This is a genomic window from Pseudomonas taetrolens (assembly GCF_900475285.1).
Lineage (GTDB): Bacteria > Pseudomonadota > Gammaproteobacteria > Pseudomonadales > Pseudomonadaceae > Aquipseudomonas > Aquipseudomonas taetrolens.
The window spans coordinates 2,122,262-2,140,544 of sequence record NZ_LS483370.1; the positions used below are offsets into that span (position 1 = coordinate 2,122,262).

Sequence of the window (18,283 nt, forward strand, 5' to 3'; positions counted from 1 at the left end):
CTCTGGCCGGGAAGGTTCTTTATCGTGGCAAAAACCTGTCGCTGACATACACAGAATAGTCAGGCAGTACGCTTTCGATTTTGCCCTGATCCTTCAGGAACAGCGCGGTTCGGGCAATGTCCCTGGCCGTACCGCCGCCAAGCAACTGAGGGCTTTTTTGCTCATCGGCCGAAGGGAAGTGCGCCCCCTGCAATAACTCGGGAATATCGGCAGCATTGGCCCCGGTGAGCGAGGCGATTTTCTGCACCTGGGGCGAGTCGGCAGTCCAGTCAGCCCGATGGGCCTGATAATTGGCGATGGCCTCAAGGCTGACCCTGGCGAACTGCGCGACCACTTCGGGGTGTTTGTCGGCAAAGTCCTTGCGCGCGACCCACACTTCAAAGGTTGGTGCGCCCCATTCACTGACTTGACCGGCATCGGTGAGTATCCTGCCGGTCTTGCGGATTTCTCCCAGGGCGGGAGACCAGGTGAAGGCGCCGTCGATGTCGCCGCGCTTCCAGGCCGCGGTGATTTGCGCAGGGCTGAGGTTCACCACTTTTACCTGTTGCGGCGACAGGTTCCAGTGTTTCAGTGCCCCCAGCAGGCTGTAGTGCGAGGTGGACACGAACGGTGTGGCCAGCGTCTTGCCGATCAAGTCCTGCGGTGAGGTAATACCGCTGCCATCACGTACCACCAGGGCCTCTGAACCTTTGATTTGTGCAGTGACGATAAAGGTCACCAGTGGCACCTTTCGCGAGGCGGCAGCTGCCAGCGGGCTTGATCCCAGATTACCGATCTGTACATCCCCCGAGGCCAGTGCCGCCACGACGGCGGGGCCTGAGTCGAAACGGCGCCAGTCGATTTTCTGGCCAATGGCCTGGTCGTAGGTGCCTTCGGCCTGGGCCAGTTTGGTCGGGTCGATGCCGGTGATGTAGCCAATCGTCACCTCAGCCGCTTGTGTGCCGGGGCTAAGTCCCGCGAGTGAGAGGGAAAGGGCAATCAACAGTGTGCGCACGGACATGGGCTGGACCTTGTTCTGATGAGAAAACGAGAGAGTGCAAGGGAGGTCCGGCGGTCCGGTGAGGGGAATCTAAGTGCTTTAAATGAAAGGGGAAAATACCGTTTTGGAACTAGCTTAGAGCCTGGCCCTCTCCAGGCAGAGGGTCAGGTTCAAGGGCTTGCAGGGTTTAGACGTGGGGCGCGCCATGCTTGAGCTGCGGGCTGGCGTATTGCGGTTTAAGGGCGCCTTGATTGTCCAGCAACCAGGCGTCCATCACTTTGCGCACCACAGGTCCGGCCACCCGGCCACCGGCTTCGCCGTTTTCGATCATCACCGAAATCACGATCTGCGGGTCTTCAGCCGGGGCAAACCCGACAAACAAGGCGTTATCGCGATTGCGCTCTGCGGTTTTCAGGCGGTTATAGCGTTCGCCTTGTTTGATGGCGACCACTTGCGCGGTGCCGCTTTTCCCGGCGATGCGGTATTGCGCACCCTGGGCAGATGCCCGGGCAATGCCCCGCGGATCATGCATGACCAACTGCATGGCATGGTTGACCTGCTCCCATTCCCGGGGATCGTGCAGCACGATATTGGCTATCGGGTGCTCATCCACCGGCGGCGTGCCGTCAATGGTGCGTGCCAGATGCGGGCGATTCCACACCCCCTTGTTGGCGATCAGCGCAGTGGCCTGGGCCAGTTGCAACGGGGTGACCTGCATATAACCCTGGCCAATCCCCAGAATCACCGTTTCGCCGGGGAACCAGGTCTGTCGACGGGTAATGCGCTTCCATTCGCGGGATGGCATCAAACCGGGCGACTCCTCGAACATGTCCAGCGAGACTTTTTGCCCCAGCCCGAACTCCGCCATGTAGTCATGCATGCGGTCAATGCCCAGCTTGGAGGCCAGGTCATAGAAGTAGGTATCGTTGGAGCGCATGATCGCGGCGTTCAAGTCGACCCAGCCATCACCACTGTGGTTCCAGTTGCGGTACTTGTGTTCGACGTTGGGCAACTGGAAATAACCGGGGTCAAACACCCGGGTCGAAGCGGATATCACCCCGCTGTCGAGTCCGGCAATGGCCACTTCGGGTTTGATGGTCGAGCCCGGGGCATACAGCCCGCGCAGTGCCCGGTTGAACAACGGTTTGTCGATGGAGTCGCGCAGTCCCGAGTAGTCCCGGGTACTGATGCCGGTCACGAACAGGTTCGGGTCAAAGCTGGGCTTACTGACCATCGCCAGGACTTCACCGGTTTTCGGGTCGAGGGCGATGATCGAGCCGCGCCGATCCCCGAGGGCATCTTCAGCGGCTTCCTGCAGTTTGATGTCGAGGCTCAGCACGATGTTTTTGCCGGCCACCGCATCGGTGTGCCGCAGCACGCGCATTACCCGCCCCTGGGCGTTGGTCTCGACCTCTTCAAAGCCGACCTTGCCATGCAGCTCGTGCTCGTAAAAACGTTCAATCCCGGTTTTGCCGATGGACTGCGTACCCCGGTATTGCGTGCTGTCGAGCTGTTTGGCCTCTTTTTCATTGATCCGGCCGACATAGCCCACCGAATGTGCGAAATGGTCGCCCTGAGGGTAGTGGCGGACGAACTGCGCCTCGACATCGATGCCCGGCAGGCGGAACTGATTGACTGCCAGCAGGGCGATTTGCTCTTCGCTCAGGTCGTAGAGCAAGGTCGAGGGGTCGAAGGGGTGACGCGCCTGTTTCATGGCCTTGGCGAAAACGGCATGGTCCTCGTCAGGCAGGTGCAGGATGCCGAACACCGTGTCCAGCACCTTGGCAGTATCTACGGCGCGCTCGCGGGTAATGGTCATGTTGAAGCTGGGCTGGTTATCGGCCAGCAGCACGCCGTTGCGATCATAGATAAAACCGCGCTCCGGCGGGATCGGCAAGACGTGTACGCGATTGTTTTCGGACACGGTCGAGTTGTAAGCAAATTCGGTCACTTGCAAAAAGTACATCCGGCCAATCAGGGCGCAACTGATTGCCAGCACCAGCGCTGCGCACGCAATCAGTCTTTTATTGACCAGCCGCTTTTCGGATTCGTGGTCTTTGAGATGGATCGGCTCGGGCATATCGGGGGCTCGTATCGGTAAACAGAAGTGCAGTCGCCCGGGCAATGACCTGGGGGCGACGAAAGTCGGCGCACACCTTACCAATAAGCCTGGGGCGGAGTGGGCATAAAGGCCGTTTTAAACATGAAACTCGACGGGCTGCGCAGGCAGCGGGCTGTTGTAGACTCTGCTCTTTTCAGCGGAAGCGATCCCGATGTTGCCCTTGATTGACTGGCGGCCCCATGCGCCATTGCAGCGTTTACACATTAATTGGCTGCAACAGGCCGGGGTTGAGGTCGCGGTGCTGCGCCTTGACCTGATCGATCCGCTGATCAGCGGCAACAAGTGGTTCAAACTCACCGAACACCTGCGTGCGGCGCATGCTGGTGGCGCTGACGGGCTGATCAGTCTGGGCGGGGCGCATTCCAATCATCTGCATGCGCTGGCAGCCGCCGGCAAGCGTTTTGGTTTCGCTACGGTGGGGCTGTTGCGCGGGCATGCGCAGCAAACCCCCACCACGCAGGACCTCGAACGCTTTGGCATGCAGCTGCACTGGCTGGGTTTTGGCGGTTACCGGGCACGTCACGAGCCGGGTTTCTGGGCGCCCTGGCAAGCCCTGTACCCGCAGTTGTACCCGGTACCCGAAGGCGGCGGCAGCCTGGCGGGTGCCCTGGGGTGCAGGCCGCTGGTGAGTCTGGTGCGCGGACAACTGGGTGCTGTGGGCTGGGATGACTACGACGGTTGGTGGCTGGCCGCCGGTACCGGCACGACGCTGGCTGGTCTGGTGCTGGCCGAAGCTGGCGAACGTCCGGTATATGGTGCACTGGCGGTGCCGCAGGATCATGGGGTGGCGCCGCAGGTCGAGGCCATTCTGCAACAGGCGGGGAGTGCCTCGGCGGCCTTTGACTTGATCGAGGCCAGCCGCGCTGGTTTCGCCCGGGTTGACGAGGCGTTGCTGGCGTTCATTCAGGCCAGCGAACAGGCGGCAGGTGTGCCGCTGGAGCCGTTGTACACCGGCAAGGCGCTGATGGCGCTCAAGCAGGCGGTCGAAGAAGGAGGCATCGAGCGTGGTAAACGTCTGGTTTTTGTCCACACCGGCGGCTTGCAAGGCCGCCGGGGGGTTGCAGCGAAAACCTAGCTGCGCTTGGGCAGCATGCGCAACAGGGTGTTGTCCTTGATCACATAGTGATGCGCCAGACCCGCCAGCGCGTGCAAGCCGATCAGCCAATAGCCGATGGAACCGCCCAGTTCGTGCCAGCTTTTGATCTGTTTGGCGAATTCCGGGTCTTTGACGGTTAAAGCGGGCAGGTCGAAGCCGTAGAAGAACACCGATTTGTCGTTGTAGCTAAGAATCAGATAGCCCAGCAGCGGCATGCCGATCATGAATATATACAGCGCCCAGTGCATCAGCGTCGCCAGAGCGGTTTGCCAGGCTGGCGGGGTGGGGGTGATTTTCGGCGCTACCCCCAGGGTGCGGGCCAGCAGCCGCAACCAGACCAGGGTGAAGACGGTCAGGCCGAGCATAAAGTGCGCATCTTTCATCAAGTTACGACCGTCGCTGTCTTTCGGGAATATTCCGCGAAACTCGATCGAGGCATATATCAGTACGAACAGCAGCACCATGAACCAGTGCAAGGCAATGGACATTCGGCTGTAACGGTCGGCGGAGCTTTTCCAGGACATGGCTTTTCCTCACGGTTCATATCGGTAAGCCTCCGTTCTTGTACGACGGAGTGCCTTTACTTTAATAGGCCTGTGTTACTTCGTACTTGAGGCAGGTCAGATTTATTTCAACCAGGGTTGCCCGGGACTTTGGGCCAAAGGTCGGAAACCAGGAACAGGCGCTCGGCTTCCTCCCAGTCGCCACCGCCGTTTTCGGCCAGACGCACCAACAGCTGGGCGGGAGCCAGGGGGTGCAGTTCTGACAACCAGACCTCCAATTGTTGTTCAGACCATAGCCCATCGGAGCCGGAGTGCGCAGGCGCAAGCCAGGCATGCCGGGGCAAGGGCTGCCAGCAACCGGCGGCACTCTGGCGAATGAACGCCGGCCAGTCCCGTTGATGCAGCCAGCGGCCTCGCAAGTGACCGGGGTGAGCGCCGGCCGGTGGCAGCGAATGGCCGGGCCATGGATACAGCAGGTAGCCGCCGAGCCACAGATGGGCATCGAAGTGATGCACATCCATCTGCGCGAGAATCTCACGGCTTTCCGGGCGGCTGGACATGGGCAATTGATGCTGGGTGAAATGCTTGAGCTTGCGGTCGAGCCGGTCATTGCTGCCGGGGCCGAGCCAGTGCGTCGGATCGTGGCCATCCGCGTCTTGCGGGCCGAGATAGAGTTTTATCGCCAGTTCCAGATGATGCACACCGTCACGGTCACGCAGCAGCATGTCCAGTTCACCCAGCGTATGGCCGCCCACACGGATCGGCAGGTTGGCGGCCAACAACTCGACACCGGGCGCCTGGTCGATGGCAAATTGCCAAAGCCGTTCGTAGTAGCGCCCCAATCGGCGGGTGGTGGCCTGTGCCAGCCACTGCTGCAGCGGTTCGTTGTGGCGGTCGAGCTCTCGCAGCCAACGCTCCAGTTGGTCGGGGGCCTGTACCCAGTCGCTGCCGGTCAGCGGGTGGCGCTGAGGCCAGGGCGTCTGGCTGAGCATGGGCGGGGCGAGAATCACCCACGCCAGGTCCCGCACCTCGGGGTGGCGCAATTGACGGGGCAGGTTAAGCAAGTCGGGGAAGAGGATCATTCTGCGAGCATAGCTGTTTGTCAGGCGCTGAAAGGGTTTTGTCTATTGTGGTCTTTCGCCCATAATCGTTGTTTTCACCTGTCAACAACCCCGCAGGAGCCTCATGGAGCAATTTCGTAATATCGGCATCATTGGTCGTTTGGGCAGTTCTCAGGTGCTCGACACGGTTCGCCGACTGAAAAAATTCCTGCTTGGGCGACACCTGCACGTGATCCTTGAAGACACCATTGCCGAGGTTTTGCCCGGTCATGGCCTGCAAACCTCTTCGCGAAAAATGCTCGGTGAAGTCTGCGACATGGTGATCGTGGTGGGCGGCGATGGCAGTTTGCTGGGGGCTGCCCGTGCACTGGCGCGGCACAATGTTCCGGTACTGGGCATCAACCGCGGCAGCCTGGGCTTTTTGACCGATATCCGGCCGGACGAACTTGAAGTCAAGGTCGCCGAGGTGCTGGACGGGCACTACCTGGTTGAAAACCGCTTTTTGCTGCAGGCCGAGGTTCGCCGCCACGGCGAGGCGATCGGGCAGGGCGATGCCCTGAATGACGTGGTGCTGCACCCTGGCAAATCCACGCGAATGATCGAGTTCGAGCTGCATATCGACGGCCAGTTCGTGTGCAGCCAAAAGGCCGACGGCCTGATTGTCGCCACACCGACCGGCTCCACGGCCTATGCCATGTCTGCCGGAGGGCCGATCATGCACCCCAAACTCGATGCGATCGTCATCGTCCCGATGTACCCGCATACCCTCAGCAGTCGGCCGATTGTGGTCGATGGCAACAGCGAGCTGAAGATCGTGGTGGCCAAGGACATGCAGATCTACCCGCAAGTGTCGTGTGATGGTCAGAACCATTTCACCTGTGCGCCGGGCGACACCATCACTGTCAGTAAAAAAGCGCAGAAGCTGCGCCTGATTCACCCGCTGGACCACAACTACTATGAAGTGTGTCGGACCAAGCTTGGCTGGGGTAGCCGACTGGGCGGTAGGGCTGACTGATGCTCGATCCAGCGCGCAGTTACGATTTGATCGGTGACGTGCATGGTTGTGCTCATACTCTTGAGCACCTCCTGGAGCGTCTGGGCTATCGCAAACACGCCGGTACCTGGCGACACCCGCAACGGATGGCGGTGTTCCTGGGCGACATCATTGATCGTGGCCCGCGTATTCGCGAGGCACTGCATATTGTTTACGACATGGTTCAAGCCGGTCAGGCGCTGTGCCTGATGGGCAACCATGAATTCAACGCGCTGGGCTGGTGCACCCCGGCACCGGCCGGCACGGGCAAGCATTTCGTGCGTGAGCACACCCCGCGCCACGCCAGGCTGATCCACGAGACCCTTGAACAGTTCGCACAGTACCCTGGCGACTGGCACGACTTCGTGCAGTGGTTTTATGACATGCCGCTGTTTGTCGACGCCGGTCGTTTTCGGGTCGTACACGCCTGCTGGGATGCCGATGTGATCGCCGCACTGCGTGCGAAGTACCCCGATGGCTGTATCGACCGGCCTTTCCTGCAAGCCGCTGCGGTGCCGGAAAGCTTTGCCAGCATGGCCTTCAACCGTTTGTTGCGCGGCACTGACATGCGCCTGCCGGACGGCATGACCCTGACCGGTGGCGATGGCCTGACCCGGGCGTTTTTTCGCACCAAGTTCTGGGAAGATGACCCCAAGACCTACGGAGATATCGTGTTCCAACCTGACGCTCTGCCTGAGCTCGTTGCAAAAAAACCGTTATCGACCACTGAAAAAGGTGCGCTGCTGCGCTATGGCAGTGATGAGCCGCTGTTGTTTGTGGGCCATTACTGGCGCAGCGGCCAGCCGGCACCGATCCGGCCGAACCTGGCCTGTCTTGATTACAGTGCCGTGCTCTACGGGAAACTGGTTGCTTATCGCCTGGATCAGGAAACACGCCTCGATCCGGCCAAGTTCGTGTGGGTGGATGTTGAACGCCCGGAGGCCGTGCAATGAGTGCCGTCGCTGTTTTACGCTTGCCGCTGTCCACCGACCTGAGCGGGTTTGTGAGTTTACTCAAGCGCATGCAAGTGCCGCATCGGGTCAGCGAAGAAGCCGGTGAACAGGTGCTGTGGGCACCCGAAACCATTGCCGACGATGTGCGCAGCCTGTATCAGCGTTTCCCGGTGGGTGATCCCGATCACGCATTGCCCATCGTCGAACGCCCGCCTGCCATGGGCCGCCCAGGCTTCGCCCGACAATTGCGTGACAGCCCGGCGACCGCTGCGATTTTGCTGCTGTGCGTGATTGTCGCTGCGCTGACGCAGTTGGGTGACAACTTGTCAGCCCTCAGCGCGCTGACATTCCTTGATTTCAGCATTCACGGCCAGTACATCCAGTTCACGCCGCTGGCCGATAGCCTGGCGGCGGGGCAGTGGTGGCGTTTATTCACGCCGATGCTGATTCACTTCGGCTTCCTGCACATCGCCATGAACGGCATGTGGTATTGGGAGCTGGGGCGGCGCATTGAAATGCGTCAGGGCAGCATCAACCTGATCGGCCTGAGCCTGTTGTTCAGCGTGGTGTCCAACGTGGCCCAATACCTGTTTGGCGGCCCAAGCCTGTTTGGCGGATTGTCCGGGGTGTTGTATGGCTTGCTCGGGCATGTCTGGATTTACCAGCGGATGGCACCCAACCCGATGTATCACATGCCTCGCGGCGTACTGGTGATGATGCTGGTCTGGCTGGCGCTGTGCATGTCGGGGCTGGTGTCGATGATGGGGTTTGGCCAGATCGCCAACGCGGCCCATGTCGGCGGCTTGTTGATCGGATGCCTGACCGGTTTGCTCGGCGGTCTTTGGGCGCGACGCAAACAGGTTGCTTAATGCTGTAGCTGCTGCCGAAGGCGGCGATAAGGCCCGCGAAAAAGCAGGGCCGCTGCGCTGCCCATCGCAGCCTGCGGCAGCGGCTACAGGCTTGTTTATTCTTTAAAGAGTGGAAAAGAACCATGTCCTCTTTCAACGAAATGATTCAAAACATCACCCCCGAGATCTACCAGAGCCTGAAACTGGCGGTCGAAATCGGCAAGTGGGCCGATGGCAACAAACTCACCGCGGAACAGCGCGAGCTGTCATTGCAGGCAATGATTGCCTGGGAGGTTCAAAACCTGCCCGAAGACCAGCGTACCGGCTACATGGGCCCTCAAGAGTGCAGCTCCAAGTCGGCACCGGTGCCCAACATTCTGTTCAAGTCGGATGCAATCCATTGATTGAAATTGGTCGCGGTGCAATCAGCAAAATGGCGGCGAGCCTTGAAACGCCGACCGTGCAATATGCGTTTCGTCTGGGTGATACCGAGGTGCCGGTCAACCCGTTGATCGGCAGCACGTTGCGTCTGGAATACCTGGGGGCGATTCACTGCACCCACTGCGGGCGCAAGACCAAAACCAGCTTCAGTCAGGGTTACTGCTACCCGTGCATGACCAAGCTGGCGCAATGCGATGTCTGCATCATGAGCCCGGAGCGCTGCCATTACGACGCCGGCACCTGCCGTGATCCATCCTGGGGCGAGCAGTTTTGCATGACCGATCACGTGGTGTATCTGGCCAACTCGTCCGGAGTCAAGGTCGGCATCACCCGTGCCACCCAGTTGCCGACGCGCTGGCTCGACCAGGGCGCGAGCCAGGCGTTGCCGATCGTGCGGGTTGCCACACGCCAGCAATCGGGTTTTGTCGAAGACCTGTTGCGCACCCAAGTGGCCGACCGGACCAATTGGCGTGCCCTGCTCAAGGGCGATGCCGAGCCGGTCGACCTGCTGGCGGTGCGTGACCAGCTGTTCGAGAGCTGCGCCGAAGGCATGAATGAGTTGCAGGCGCGCTTCGGCCTGCAGGCCGTCCAGCCCTTGCTGGACGTTGAGCCTGTCGAGATTCGTTATCCGGTCGAACGCTACCCGACCAAGATTGTCAGTTTTAATCTGGACAAGAATCCGATCGTTGAAGGCACGCTGATGGGGATCAAGGGGCAGTATTTGATCTTCGATACCGGCGTTATCAATATCCGCAAGTACACGGCCTATCAATTGGCCGTGCATCAGTAAAAGGACTCCAGAATGCGCACCGAACAACCGCAAATGATCTACCTGAAGGACTACCAGGCGCCCGAGTACCTGATCGACGAGACGCACCTGACCTTTGAGTTGTTCGAGGACCATACGCTGGTCCATGCGCAACTGGTGATGCGCCGCAATCCGGCCCGTGGCGCCGGACTCCCGGCCCTGGAGCTGGATGGCCAGCAACTGGAGCTGCTCTCGGTCAAGCTCGATGATGCCGACCTGGTGCCAGGCGACTATCAACTGACGGACAGCCATCTGGTCCTGCAGCCGACCACTGCGCAGTTCGTGGTCGATACCAGCGTCAAGATCCACCCCGAATCCAACACCGCGCTGGAAGGCCTGTACAAGTCCGGCGGGATGTTCTGCACTCAATGCGAAGCCGAAGGCTTCCGCAAAATCACGTATTACCTCGATCGTCCTGACGTGATGAGCACATTCACTACCACGGTGGTGGCCGAGCAGCACCGCTACCCGATTCTGCTGTCCAACGGCAACCCGATTGCCAGTGGTCCCGATGAAGACGGGCGGCACTGGGCAACCTGGGAAGACCCGTTCATGAAACCGGCTTACCTGTTTGCGCTGGTGGCCGGCGACCTGTGGTGCGTCGAAGACACGTTCACCACCATGACCGATCGGACCGTGGCGCTGCGTATTTATGTCGAGCCGGAAAACATCGACAAGTGCCAGCACGCGATGAACAGCCTGAAGAAGTCGATGCGCTGGGACGAAGAGGTCTACGGTCGCGAATACGACCTGGACATCTTCATGATCGTGGCCGTGAACGACTTCAACATGGGCGCGATGGAGAACAAGGGCCTCAACATCTTCAACTCCAGCTGCGTCCTGGCCCGCGCCGAAACCGCCACCGACGCTGCGCACCAGCGGGTTGAGGCGGTGGTTGCCCACGAATACTTCCACAATTGGTCGGGCAACCGCGTGACCTGCCGTGACTGGTTCCAGCTGTCGCTCAAGGAAGGCTTCACGGTGTTCCGTGACTCCGAATTCTCGGCCGACATGAACTCACGCACGGTCAAGCGCATCGAGGACGTGGCCTTCCTGCGTACCCACCAGTTTGCCGAAGATGCCGGCCCCATGGCCCATGCCGTGCGGCCAGACAGCTTTATCGAAATCTCCAACTTCTACACCCTGACCGTTTATGAAAAGGGTTCTGAAGTCGTGCGCATGATCCACACCCTGCTGGGGGCCGAAGGCTTCCGCAAGGGCAGCGACCTGTATTTTGAGCGTCATGACGGCCAGGCCGTCACCTGCGATGACTTCATCAAGGCCATGGAAGACGCCAACGGCGTTGACCTGACCCAGTTCAAGCGTTGGTACAGCCAGGCCGGTACGCCCCGGCTGGCGGTCAGCGAGCAATATGACGCGGTCCTGAAAACCTACAGCCTGACCTTTGCTCAAAGCTGCCCGGCCACCCCGGACAAGGTTGAAAAACTGCCGTTCGTGATCCCTGTCGAGTTGGGCCTGTTGAATGCCCAGGGGGCTGAAATCCCGTTGCAACTGGCGGACGAAGCTGCCGCCAGCGGCACCACTCGCGTGCTGTCGGTGACTGAATCCGAGCAGACGTTCACGTTCGTGGGCGTGGCCGAAAAGCCGTTGCCTTCATTGCTGCGTGGCTTTTCGGCGCCGGTGAAGCTGAGCTTTGCCTACAGCCGTGACCAGTTGATGTTTTTGATGCAGCACGACACTGACGGTTTCAACCGTTGGGAGGCCGGGCAGCAACTGTCGGTGCAGGTGCTGCAGGAACTGATTGGCCAGCACCAGCGCGGCGAGCCGCTGGTCATGGATCAGCGACTGGTTGAGGCCTTGCGCAGTGTGTTGGGCAACCAGCAACTGGATCAGGCGATGGTGGCTGAAATGCTCTCGCTTCCGGGCGAAGCCTACCTGACTGAGATCAGTGAAGTGGCTGATGTCGAGGCCATTCACGCGGCGCGCGAGTTTACCCGCAAGCAACTGGCCGACAGCTTGTTTGACGGGCTGTGGACGCGCTACCAGGCCAATCGCGAAATCTCCAGAGTGACCCCGTATGTGGCCGCCGCCGAGCATTTCGCCCGTCGCAGCCTGCAAAATATCGCGCTCTCATACCTGATGCTCAGCGGCCAGCCACAGGTGCTGGCGGCCACGCTGGAACAGTTCGAACACAGCGACAACATGACCGAGCGCCTGACCGCGCTGGCAGTGCTGGTGAACTCGCCATTTGCCGAAGACAAGGCCAAGGCCCTTGCCAGCTTTGCCGAGCACTTCAAGGACAACCCGCTGGTCATGGATCAGTGGTTCAGCGTGCAGGCGGCCAGTGGTTTGCCGGGTGGACTGCAGCGGGTGCGGGAGTTGATGCAGCACCCGGCTTTCAACATCAAGAACCCGAACAAGGTGCGGGCACTGGTCGGGGCCTTTGCCGGGCAGAACCTGATCAACTTCCATGCGGCGGACGGTTCGGGCTATCGCTTCCTGGCTGATCTGGTGATCGAACTCAACGGGTTCAACCCGCAGATTGCCTCGCGGCAACTGGCACCGCTGACCCGCTGGCGCAAATATGACAGCGCCCGTCAGGCGCTGATGAAGGCCGAACTGGAACGCATCCGCAACTCGGGTGAATTGTCCAGCGACGTGTTTGAAGTCGTGAGCAAAAGCCTGGCGTAAACCCGCAGGCAAATAAAAGGCGCTAACCGGGTGATCGGTTAGCGCCTTTTTTGTGCCTTCCATTACGGGGCCGGGTGTCGTCGCTGCCGAGCTCCGCGCCAGCCTAGTGCTGAGGGTTAAGCACTGTATCCAGTGCGGTGCGCGCGTCATCAAGCTGCACCAGCGTGGCGTGACGGGCGCTGAGGGCATCGTGATTCTCGATGGCCGTCAAAATGGCCTTGTGCCGGGGCAGGGCCAGTTCGTGCAGGTTGGGACGGCGATTGGAGTGTTTCAAGGCTTCGCGCAAAGCCAGCGAGAGCATGTTGCACAGGTTGGCCAGGAGGTCGTTGTGGGTCGCGTCGGCAATCCGGCTGTGAAAATCCAGGTCCGGCTGTAACAGGGCCTCGGGCGTTGTGGCCGTCTCCATGCGCTCATAGGCCTCACGGATCGACGCCACGTCCTCATCGGTCGCATGCTGGGCGGCGAGGGCGGCCACGGCGGGTTCGATAATGCTGCGCACGCTGGTCAGCAGCGCAAAAAATTCGTTTTGCGGCGAGCTTTGCATCAGCCAGTGCAGCACGTCCGGATCAAGCATGTGCCACTCACGGCGCGGTTTGACCACCGTGCCAACACGGGGCTTGGAGTACACCAGCCCTTTGGCCAGCAATACGCGCGTGGCCTCGCGAAGCACCGGGCGGCTGACGGCATATTCTTCGCACAGCAGCGCTTCGGCGGGCAGCTTGTCATCGGGTTTAAAACGTCCGGAAACGATCTGCATGCCGAGTTCCTGGACGATGCGCGCATGCATGCTCTTGCGTTCGGAAGGCTGACGATAATCCATTGGCCGCGGGTCGATCCTGTCGGTGAAAAGCACTGATCATAACAGGGGCCGCGGGGGTTTTACGCGCAGAGTGCTTCACCCGTCTTTTATCGTCGTCGTCACAGGTGGCTAAAAGGAAAATAAACCGATCGGTAGAAGGATGTGCGGCTGTTTTCTGCGGGACTGCGGGCTGGTATCGGTAGGACACGTCCGGATTTCTTTGGCGATGATCTACACCAGGGTGTGGGCTGTTAGGGTCGCGGCATTCGACCTGGAGCCCGCCCATGACTCAGTGCTTCAAAGACCATCCCAGCGACACTCAGCGCCTGTTTCACAACACCTTGCCTGTTTCCGAATGCGAAACCCGCGTCATCGAGCTCTACGACTGCATGACCGCGGTCACCGAAGTGCCCGTTCTGACCTGCGAAGGGCTGTGGCGAATATACCAGCGGGCAGCCGAAGAAATCGTCGCCCCCGGCGGCATCCTGATTGCCGACCCCCAAGCGCGTAACCGCGCGATCAACGCCACCTATGCCCGCATGTGGCTGGAAGACCCACGCTTCCAATGGGCCGGGCTCGCAGCGTTTGCCTCAAAGCAGGTGGGGTGCGGGCTGCTGCATGCGGCGGACTCGATTGAGAAAATCCATGCAGAGACCGCGGCAATGGAAGCACTGACGCGAGGCTTCAGCGGGCCACAGCCGCTGATCAGTAACGACACCGTGCAGTTGTTGCAAAAAAATCTGGCGAGTTATCGGGTCGCCAATGCCAACAACCCCATCCCCTTCGACCTGCGTTTTGAAGGAGATGAGTTGGGCCAGATCCAGCAACAGTTCAACTATGTGTACGACATGCTGGCGTTGGGCAATACCACGCTGTTTTTAGATATCTTTCCACTGCATGCGTTTTACAAAAAACGGGGTTTTGAGGCGCTGAAAACCTGCCTGAAGAATCGCCCGATAATTCATGGGCATCCGAAGTTTCCGGTGCTGTGGCCGGTTGAGCAGGAAAAGGTGACTTTCGGCCGGGCTCATGACGAAATCCTGCAGGCGTTCGAGGCGCTAGAAAACGGAGATATAGCCCTGAGCGTGAGGTTCTTTGCCACTCACGAACAAAAAAACATCCTGCAACCGACCCTGTACGAAGAACCCCGGATGGTCTGGCTGTTGCGCAGCAATCATGTGTCGTACGTCACCGGTTTCCCTTCAGGGGTCGCCCAGGCCATCGAACTGACCCTTACCAGCCAGTGCCAACCGGTCGACGATGGACGCACGATCAGTTTTGACCGCAGCGTGTTGGCAAACCTGGCCGACCTTAAGCAGCGCATGGCCTTTGTGCTTGAGGCCGCCAGGCGTTTTGACCAGATGCTGCACGACGAAAACCGTCATGCACTGGAGCACTCGATCAAGCATATTGCCGCAGGTGCAGCGCCATGATCCGGCGTCTGAAAGTCAGCAGCTGGCCTCGAAGGCTGTGCATGGTGCTTATGGTGTTTCTCGTGGTGGCGAGCGTGCGCTGGGTGGTGCAACAGCTGGCCGATGAACCGGAAATCGCGCTTGTCTTCGGGGAGCCATGGGAAGACATGCGCCAGCGTTCCAGCGCCTCGATTCCCCCTGCGATTCCTGATGAGCTTTGGTTCCATATGCCCGAATCAGACGCGCGATTACGCTTTATCGACCCGCAATACGGTTTCACAACGCCCTTGGCCCGCTTTTTCACGATCAATTTCCACAATGAGCGCGTGGACAACATCCGCATGTCTCCGCAAATCGAACCGTTGCTGTTGGATGACGCGCTCAAAGTCGTATTGGATCTGCAGGAGCAATGGCGTCGACAAGGCTGGTTTGTCTCCGACCCAGAGAGTGATCCCGCGATTGCCGACACGCTTCAAGGGCGTGCTCGAGTGCGAAGTAACCTGGGCGGCAGAACCTTTTGGCGAGCCGGTGATAAATATCAAATCATGCTGAACGTGAACCGTTTCAAGGACTACAGACACCCCGACGAAGAACGTTACCTTATTAGCCTAGAGCTCGCCAGGGCCCGCCTATGAGGAAGGTGTTCGATAAGCCTGGGCGCAGCTGGCCTCGAAGGCTGTGCATGGTGCTTATGGCTCCCCGAACAGAGGTGTCACCCGGTCCCGGGGCTACAACCTGTTTCTCCTAAAAAGCATGAACGGAGTTTTGCTATGCCCACACCCGCTTATTTGAAGATCATTGGCGTTACACAGGGTTTGATCAGCAGTGGTGCACTGGCTCGAGAGTCGGTCGGCAATGCCTGGCAGCAGGGCCGGGAGGACGAGATTCTGGTGCAAGCGCTCAGTCATGGGATTGTGGTTCCCGGGGGGGCTCAGTCGGGGCAGCGCATGCATAAGCCGTTGATCATCACCAAGGTGATCGACAAATCGTCACCGTTGATCAATACCGCATTGTGCACCGGCGAAGAACTCACCCTGTGCGAAGTGAAGTGGTACCGCACCTCAGGCAGCGCGACTCAGGAGCACTTCTACACCATGAGGCTGAAACGGGCGGTGATCATTGGTGTCGACCTGAGCATGCCGCATTGCCAGAACATGGAGACCGCGCATTTCACCCAGTTGGAAACCGTGCACTTTGCCTACGAGTCCATCACCTGGCAGCACGAAATTGCCGGCACCTCAGGTTGGGATATTTGGCAGGGAGAACGTCTGGGATGAAGCTGATCAGTGCCCGGTACGCCTCGTCGCGGGAGCGTCAGCAGGCTTTTTCCAGTCAGGAGGCCATGACCTGGATCCGGCAGCAGTCAGGGTTGGGGCCGCTCATTGAAAGTCCGGGCCAGCCCGGGCGCTTTCTGAGGCTCCACCTTGGGGGTGAGGCACTGCAGCAGGTCGAGAGTGGAGAGTGGTTGTTGCTCAAGCCCGAAGTGTATTGCTTCGATTGGGGCCAGTTCGAACCGTCCATGCGCGAGCAGCGTGCCATGGCCTTGATCCATTCGCCGCCGCCTCAGCCTGAAAAAGCAGTCCGGGTAGTGCGGGTGGTAGACAGTGAAACTGCTGAGTGGCTGGTCAATCGGCGGTGTGTCACCACGGTGGAGGGGGAGCAGGGGCGTCGCAGGACCGACGGATTGGGGATTACCCATCTGCCCGAGCCCGGCAAGGGCGCGAATATCGAATTGCGGCTCTTTGCGAACTGACCCGGCTCGGGCCGGGTCAGTCAGCGATAGCGTGCTTTCAACCGATCAGTGCGAGTGACGCGGCACTTCTGAGCCGCGGCAACCGACCAGGAAGTCAAAATCACAGCCTTGGTCAGCTTGCATCACGTGATCGATGTACAGCTGGCGGTAGCCACCGATCAACAGTTTTTGCGGCGGCTCGATATCGGCCAGGCGTGCAGCCAGTTCGGCATCGGAAATGTCCAGGTGCAGACGCCCGCTGGCGCAGTCCAGTTCAATCCAGTCACCTTCTTGCACGGCGGCCAAGGGACCGCCGGCAGCGGCTTCCGGCGCTACGTGCAGAACCACGGTGCCGTAGGCCGTACCGCTCATGCGCGCATCCGAGATCCGCACCATGTCGGTCACGCCCTGAGCCAGAAGTTTGGCGGGCAGGCCCATGTTGCCGACCTCGGCCATGCCCGGGTAGCCTTTGGGCCCGCAGTTCTTCATGACCAGGATCGAGTCGGCGGTGACGTCCAGCTCAGGGTCGTTGATCCGCGCTTTGTACATGTCGAAGTTTTCAAAGACCACCGCGCGGCCACGGTGTTTCATCAGCGCCGGGGTGGCGGCTGACGGTTTGAGCACGGCACCCAGGGGGGCGAGGTTGCCGCGCAGGACGCAAATGCCGCCGTCAGCCACCAGCGGGTTCTCGATGGCGCGGATGACTTCGTCGTCGCCATAAATAGGCGAATTCTTCACGTTCTCCCACAGGCTTTGGCCGTTGACGGTCAAGGCGTTCGGGTGCGGGATCAGGTTGTTCTCACCCAGGCGGCGCAGAACCGCCGGCAGGCCACCGGCGTAGTAGAACTCTTCCATCAGGAAGCGCCCCGAAGGCTGCAGGTCGACCAGCGTCGGAGTGCCGCGGCCGATACGGGTCCAGTCGTCGAGCTCCAGATCAACCCCGATACGGCCGGCGATGGCCTTGAGGTGGATCACGGCGTTGGTCGAGCCGCCAATCGCAGCATTGACCCGAATGGCGTTTTCAAAGGCTTCCTTGGTCAGCACTTTGGACAGGCGCAAGTCTTCGCGAACCATTTCTACGGCGCGCATGCCGGACATGTGGGCGAGCACGTAACGGCGCGAATCCACGGCCGGAATCGCAGCGTTGTGCGGCAACGAAGTGCCCAGTGCTTCAGCCATGCAGGCCATGGTGGAGGCCGTGCCCATGGTGTTGCAGGTACCTGCCGAACGCGACATGCCGGCTTCAGCCGACAGGAATTCATCGAGGCTGATGGCGCCGGCCTTGTAGGACTCGTGCATCTGCCAGACGATCGTCCCGGCGCCGATGTCCTTGCCTTTATGCTTGCCGTTGAGCATCGGCCCGCCGGTGACGACGATGGCCGGTACATCACAGCTGGCGGCGCCCATCAACAAGGCCGGGGTGGTTTTGTCGCAACCGGTCAGCAGTACAACACCATCAATCGGGTTGCCGCGGATCGCTTCTTCTACATCCATGCTGGCCAGGTTGCGGGTCAACATGGCAGTCGGGCGCAGGTTCGACTCGCCATTGGAAAACACCGGGAATTCCACAGGGAAGCCGCCAGCTTCAATCACACCGCGTTTAACGTGTTCGGCAATCGTGCGGAAATGCGCGTTGCACGGGGTGAGTTCCGACCAGGTGTTGCAGATGCCGATGATCGGCTTGCCCTGGAACTGATGGTCGGCAATGCCTTGGTTCTTCATCCAGCTGCGGTACATAAAACCGTTTTTATCTGCGCTGCCAAACCATTGGGCGGAACGCAGTGGAGGGGTTTTATCAGACATGGCGGTTTCTCTTATTGTATGACTAATTGGTTTCGATGCGC

At 60.0% G+C, this 18,283-nt stretch carries 17 protein-coding genes; 11 read left to right on the top strand and 6 right to left on the bottom strand.

Features of this window, described 5'->3' with window-relative positions:
• Positions 1-19: 19 nt before the first annotated feature.
• Both tauA and mrdA read right to left on the bottom strand, forming a co-directional pair.
• A complete protein-coding gene (tauA, locus tag DQN55_RS09840; protein ID WP_048380380.1) occupies positions 20-1,000 on the bottom strand; it encodes a taurine ABC transporter substrate-binding protein in 981 nt (326 codons plus the stop codon).
• 166 nt (positions 1,001-1,166) lie between these two features.
• Complete coding sequence (gene mrdA, locus DQN55_RS09845) at positions 1,167-3,059, bottom strand: penicillin-binding protein 2 (protein WP_048380378.1); 1,893 nt, start codon at positions 3,057-3,059, stop codon at positions 1,167-1,169.
• A gap of 193 nt (positions 3,060-3,252) precedes the next feature.
• Here mrdA and DQN55_RS09850 point away from each other — a divergent pair, with 193 nt between their 5' ends.
• Entirely contained in the window at positions 3,253-4,176 is a 924-nt protein-coding gene (locus DQN55_RS09850; RefSeq protein WP_048380377.1) for a 1-aminocyclopropane-1-carboxylate deaminase/D-cysteine desulfhydrase, read from the top strand.
• Here DQN55_RS09850 and DQN55_RS09855 read toward each other — a convergent pair.
• Together DQN55_RS09855 and DQN55_RS09860 are read right to left on the bottom strand one after the other, a co-directional pair.
• On the bottom strand, positions 4,173-4,721 hold the full coding sequence (locus tag DQN55_RS09855) for a cytochrome b (protein ID WP_048380374.1): 549 nt from the start codon (positions 4,719-4,721) through the stop codon (positions 4,173-4,175). The two genes, DQN55_RS09850 and DQN55_RS09855, sit on opposite strands and share 4 nt — an antisense overlap.
• Before the next feature lie 107 nt (positions 4,722-4,828).
• Positions 4,829-5,782 (bottom strand): DUF1853 family protein, encoded by a 954-nt coding sequence (locus tag DQN55_RS09860; RefSeq protein WP_048380372.1) that lies wholly within the window; start codon positions 5,780-5,782, stop codon positions 4,829-4,831.
• Between the two features lie 103 nt (positions 5,783-5,885).
• Here DQN55_RS09860 and DQN55_RS09865 point away from each other — a divergent pair, with 103 nt between their 5' ends.
• From DQN55_RS09865 to pepN, 6 genes are all read left to right on the top strand, one after another.
• Complete coding sequence (locus tag DQN55_RS09865; protein ID WP_048380370.1) at positions 5,886-6,776, top strand: NAD(+) kinase; 891 nt, start codon at positions 5,886-5,888, stop codon at positions 6,774-6,776.
• Positions 6,776-7,747 carry a metallophosphoesterase gene (locus DQN55_RS09870; RefSeq protein WP_048380368.1) on the top strand — a complete coding sequence of 324 codons (972 nt, stop codon included), beginning with the start codon at positions 6,776-6,778 and terminating at the stop codon, positions 7,745-7,747. Before DQN55_RS09865 ends, DQN55_RS09870 begins: the two co-directional genes overlap by 1 nt.
• Positions 7,744-8,616 (top strand): rhomboid family intramembrane serine protease, encoded by an 873-nt coding sequence (locus DQN55_RS09875; protein WP_048380366.1) that lies wholly within the window; start codon positions 7,744-7,746, stop codon positions 8,614-8,616. The genes DQN55_RS09870 and DQN55_RS09875 overlap by 4 nt, the downstream gene beginning before the upstream one ends.
• Positions 8,617-8,738: 122 nt before the next feature.
• On the top strand, positions 8,739-8,999 hold the full coding sequence (locus DQN55_RS09880) for a YeaC family protein (RefSeq protein WP_016780738.1): 261 nt from the start codon (positions 8,739-8,741) through the stop codon (positions 8,997-8,999).
• Positions 8,996-9,826 (top strand): DUF2797 domain-containing protein, encoded by an 831-nt coding sequence (locus DQN55_RS09885; protein WP_048380364.1) that lies wholly within the window; start codon positions 8,996-8,998, stop codon positions 9,824-9,826. Before DQN55_RS09880 ends, DQN55_RS09885 begins: the two co-directional genes overlap by 4 nt.
• A 12-nt stretch (positions 9,827-9,838) precedes the next feature.
• Positions 9,839-12,496, top strand: coding sequence for an aminopeptidase N (gene pepN / locus DQN55_RS09890; protein ID WP_048380362.1), 2,658 nt, complete (start codon positions 9,839-9,841; stop codon positions 12,494-12,496).
• 103 nt (positions 12,497-12,599) lie between these two features.
• On the opposite strand, the gene DQN55_RS09895 is transcribed toward pepN, so the two are convergent.
• Positions 12,600-13,316: a FadR/GntR family transcriptional regulator gene (locus DQN55_RS09895; protein ID WP_048380360.1), complete on the bottom strand. Its 717-nt coding sequence runs from the start codon at positions 13,314-13,316 to the stop codon at positions 12,600-12,602.
• A 263-nt stretch (positions 13,317-13,579) separates the two neighbouring features.
• Here DQN55_RS09895 and DQN55_RS09900 point away from each other — a divergent pair, with 263 nt between their 5' ends.
• The 4 genes from DQN55_RS09900 to DQN55_RS09915 all read left to right on the top strand — a co-directional run bounded on the left by DQN55_RS09900 (position 13,580) and on the right by DQN55_RS09915 (position 16,460).
• Positions 13,580-14,728 carry a DUF2515 family protein gene (locus DQN55_RS09900; RefSeq protein WP_048380358.1) on the top strand — a complete coding sequence of 383 codons (1,149 nt, stop codon included), beginning with the start codon at positions 13,580-13,582 and terminating at the stop codon, positions 14,726-14,728.
• Positions 14,725-15,342, top strand: a complete 618-nt coding sequence (locus tag DQN55_RS09905) for a hypothetical protein (RefSeq protein ID WP_048380356.1) — start codon at positions 14,725-14,727, stop codon at positions 15,340-15,342. Before DQN55_RS09900 ends, DQN55_RS09905 begins: the two co-directional genes overlap by 4 nt.
• Before the next feature lie 135 nt (positions 15,343-15,477).
• Positions 15,478-15,984, top strand: a complete 507-nt coding sequence (locus tag DQN55_RS09910) for an Hcp family type VI secretion system effector (protein WP_048380354.1) — start codon at positions 15,478-15,480, stop codon at positions 15,982-15,984.
• On the top strand, positions 15,981-16,460 hold the full coding sequence (locus DQN55_RS09915) for a hypothetical protein (RefSeq protein WP_053070904.1): 480 nt from the start codon (positions 15,981-15,983) through the stop codon (positions 16,458-16,460). The genes DQN55_RS09910 and DQN55_RS09915 overlap by 4 nt, the downstream gene beginning before the upstream one ends.
• 45 nt (positions 16,461-16,505) lie before the next feature.
• Here DQN55_RS09915 and DQN55_RS09920 read toward each other — a convergent pair whose 3' ends face one another.
• Positions 16,506-18,242, bottom strand: coding sequence for an IlvD/Edd family dehydratase (locus DQN55_RS09920; protein WP_048380352.1), 1,737 nt, complete (start codon positions 18,240-18,242; stop codon positions 16,506-16,508).
• Positions 18,243-18,283: the final 41 nt, after the last annotated feature.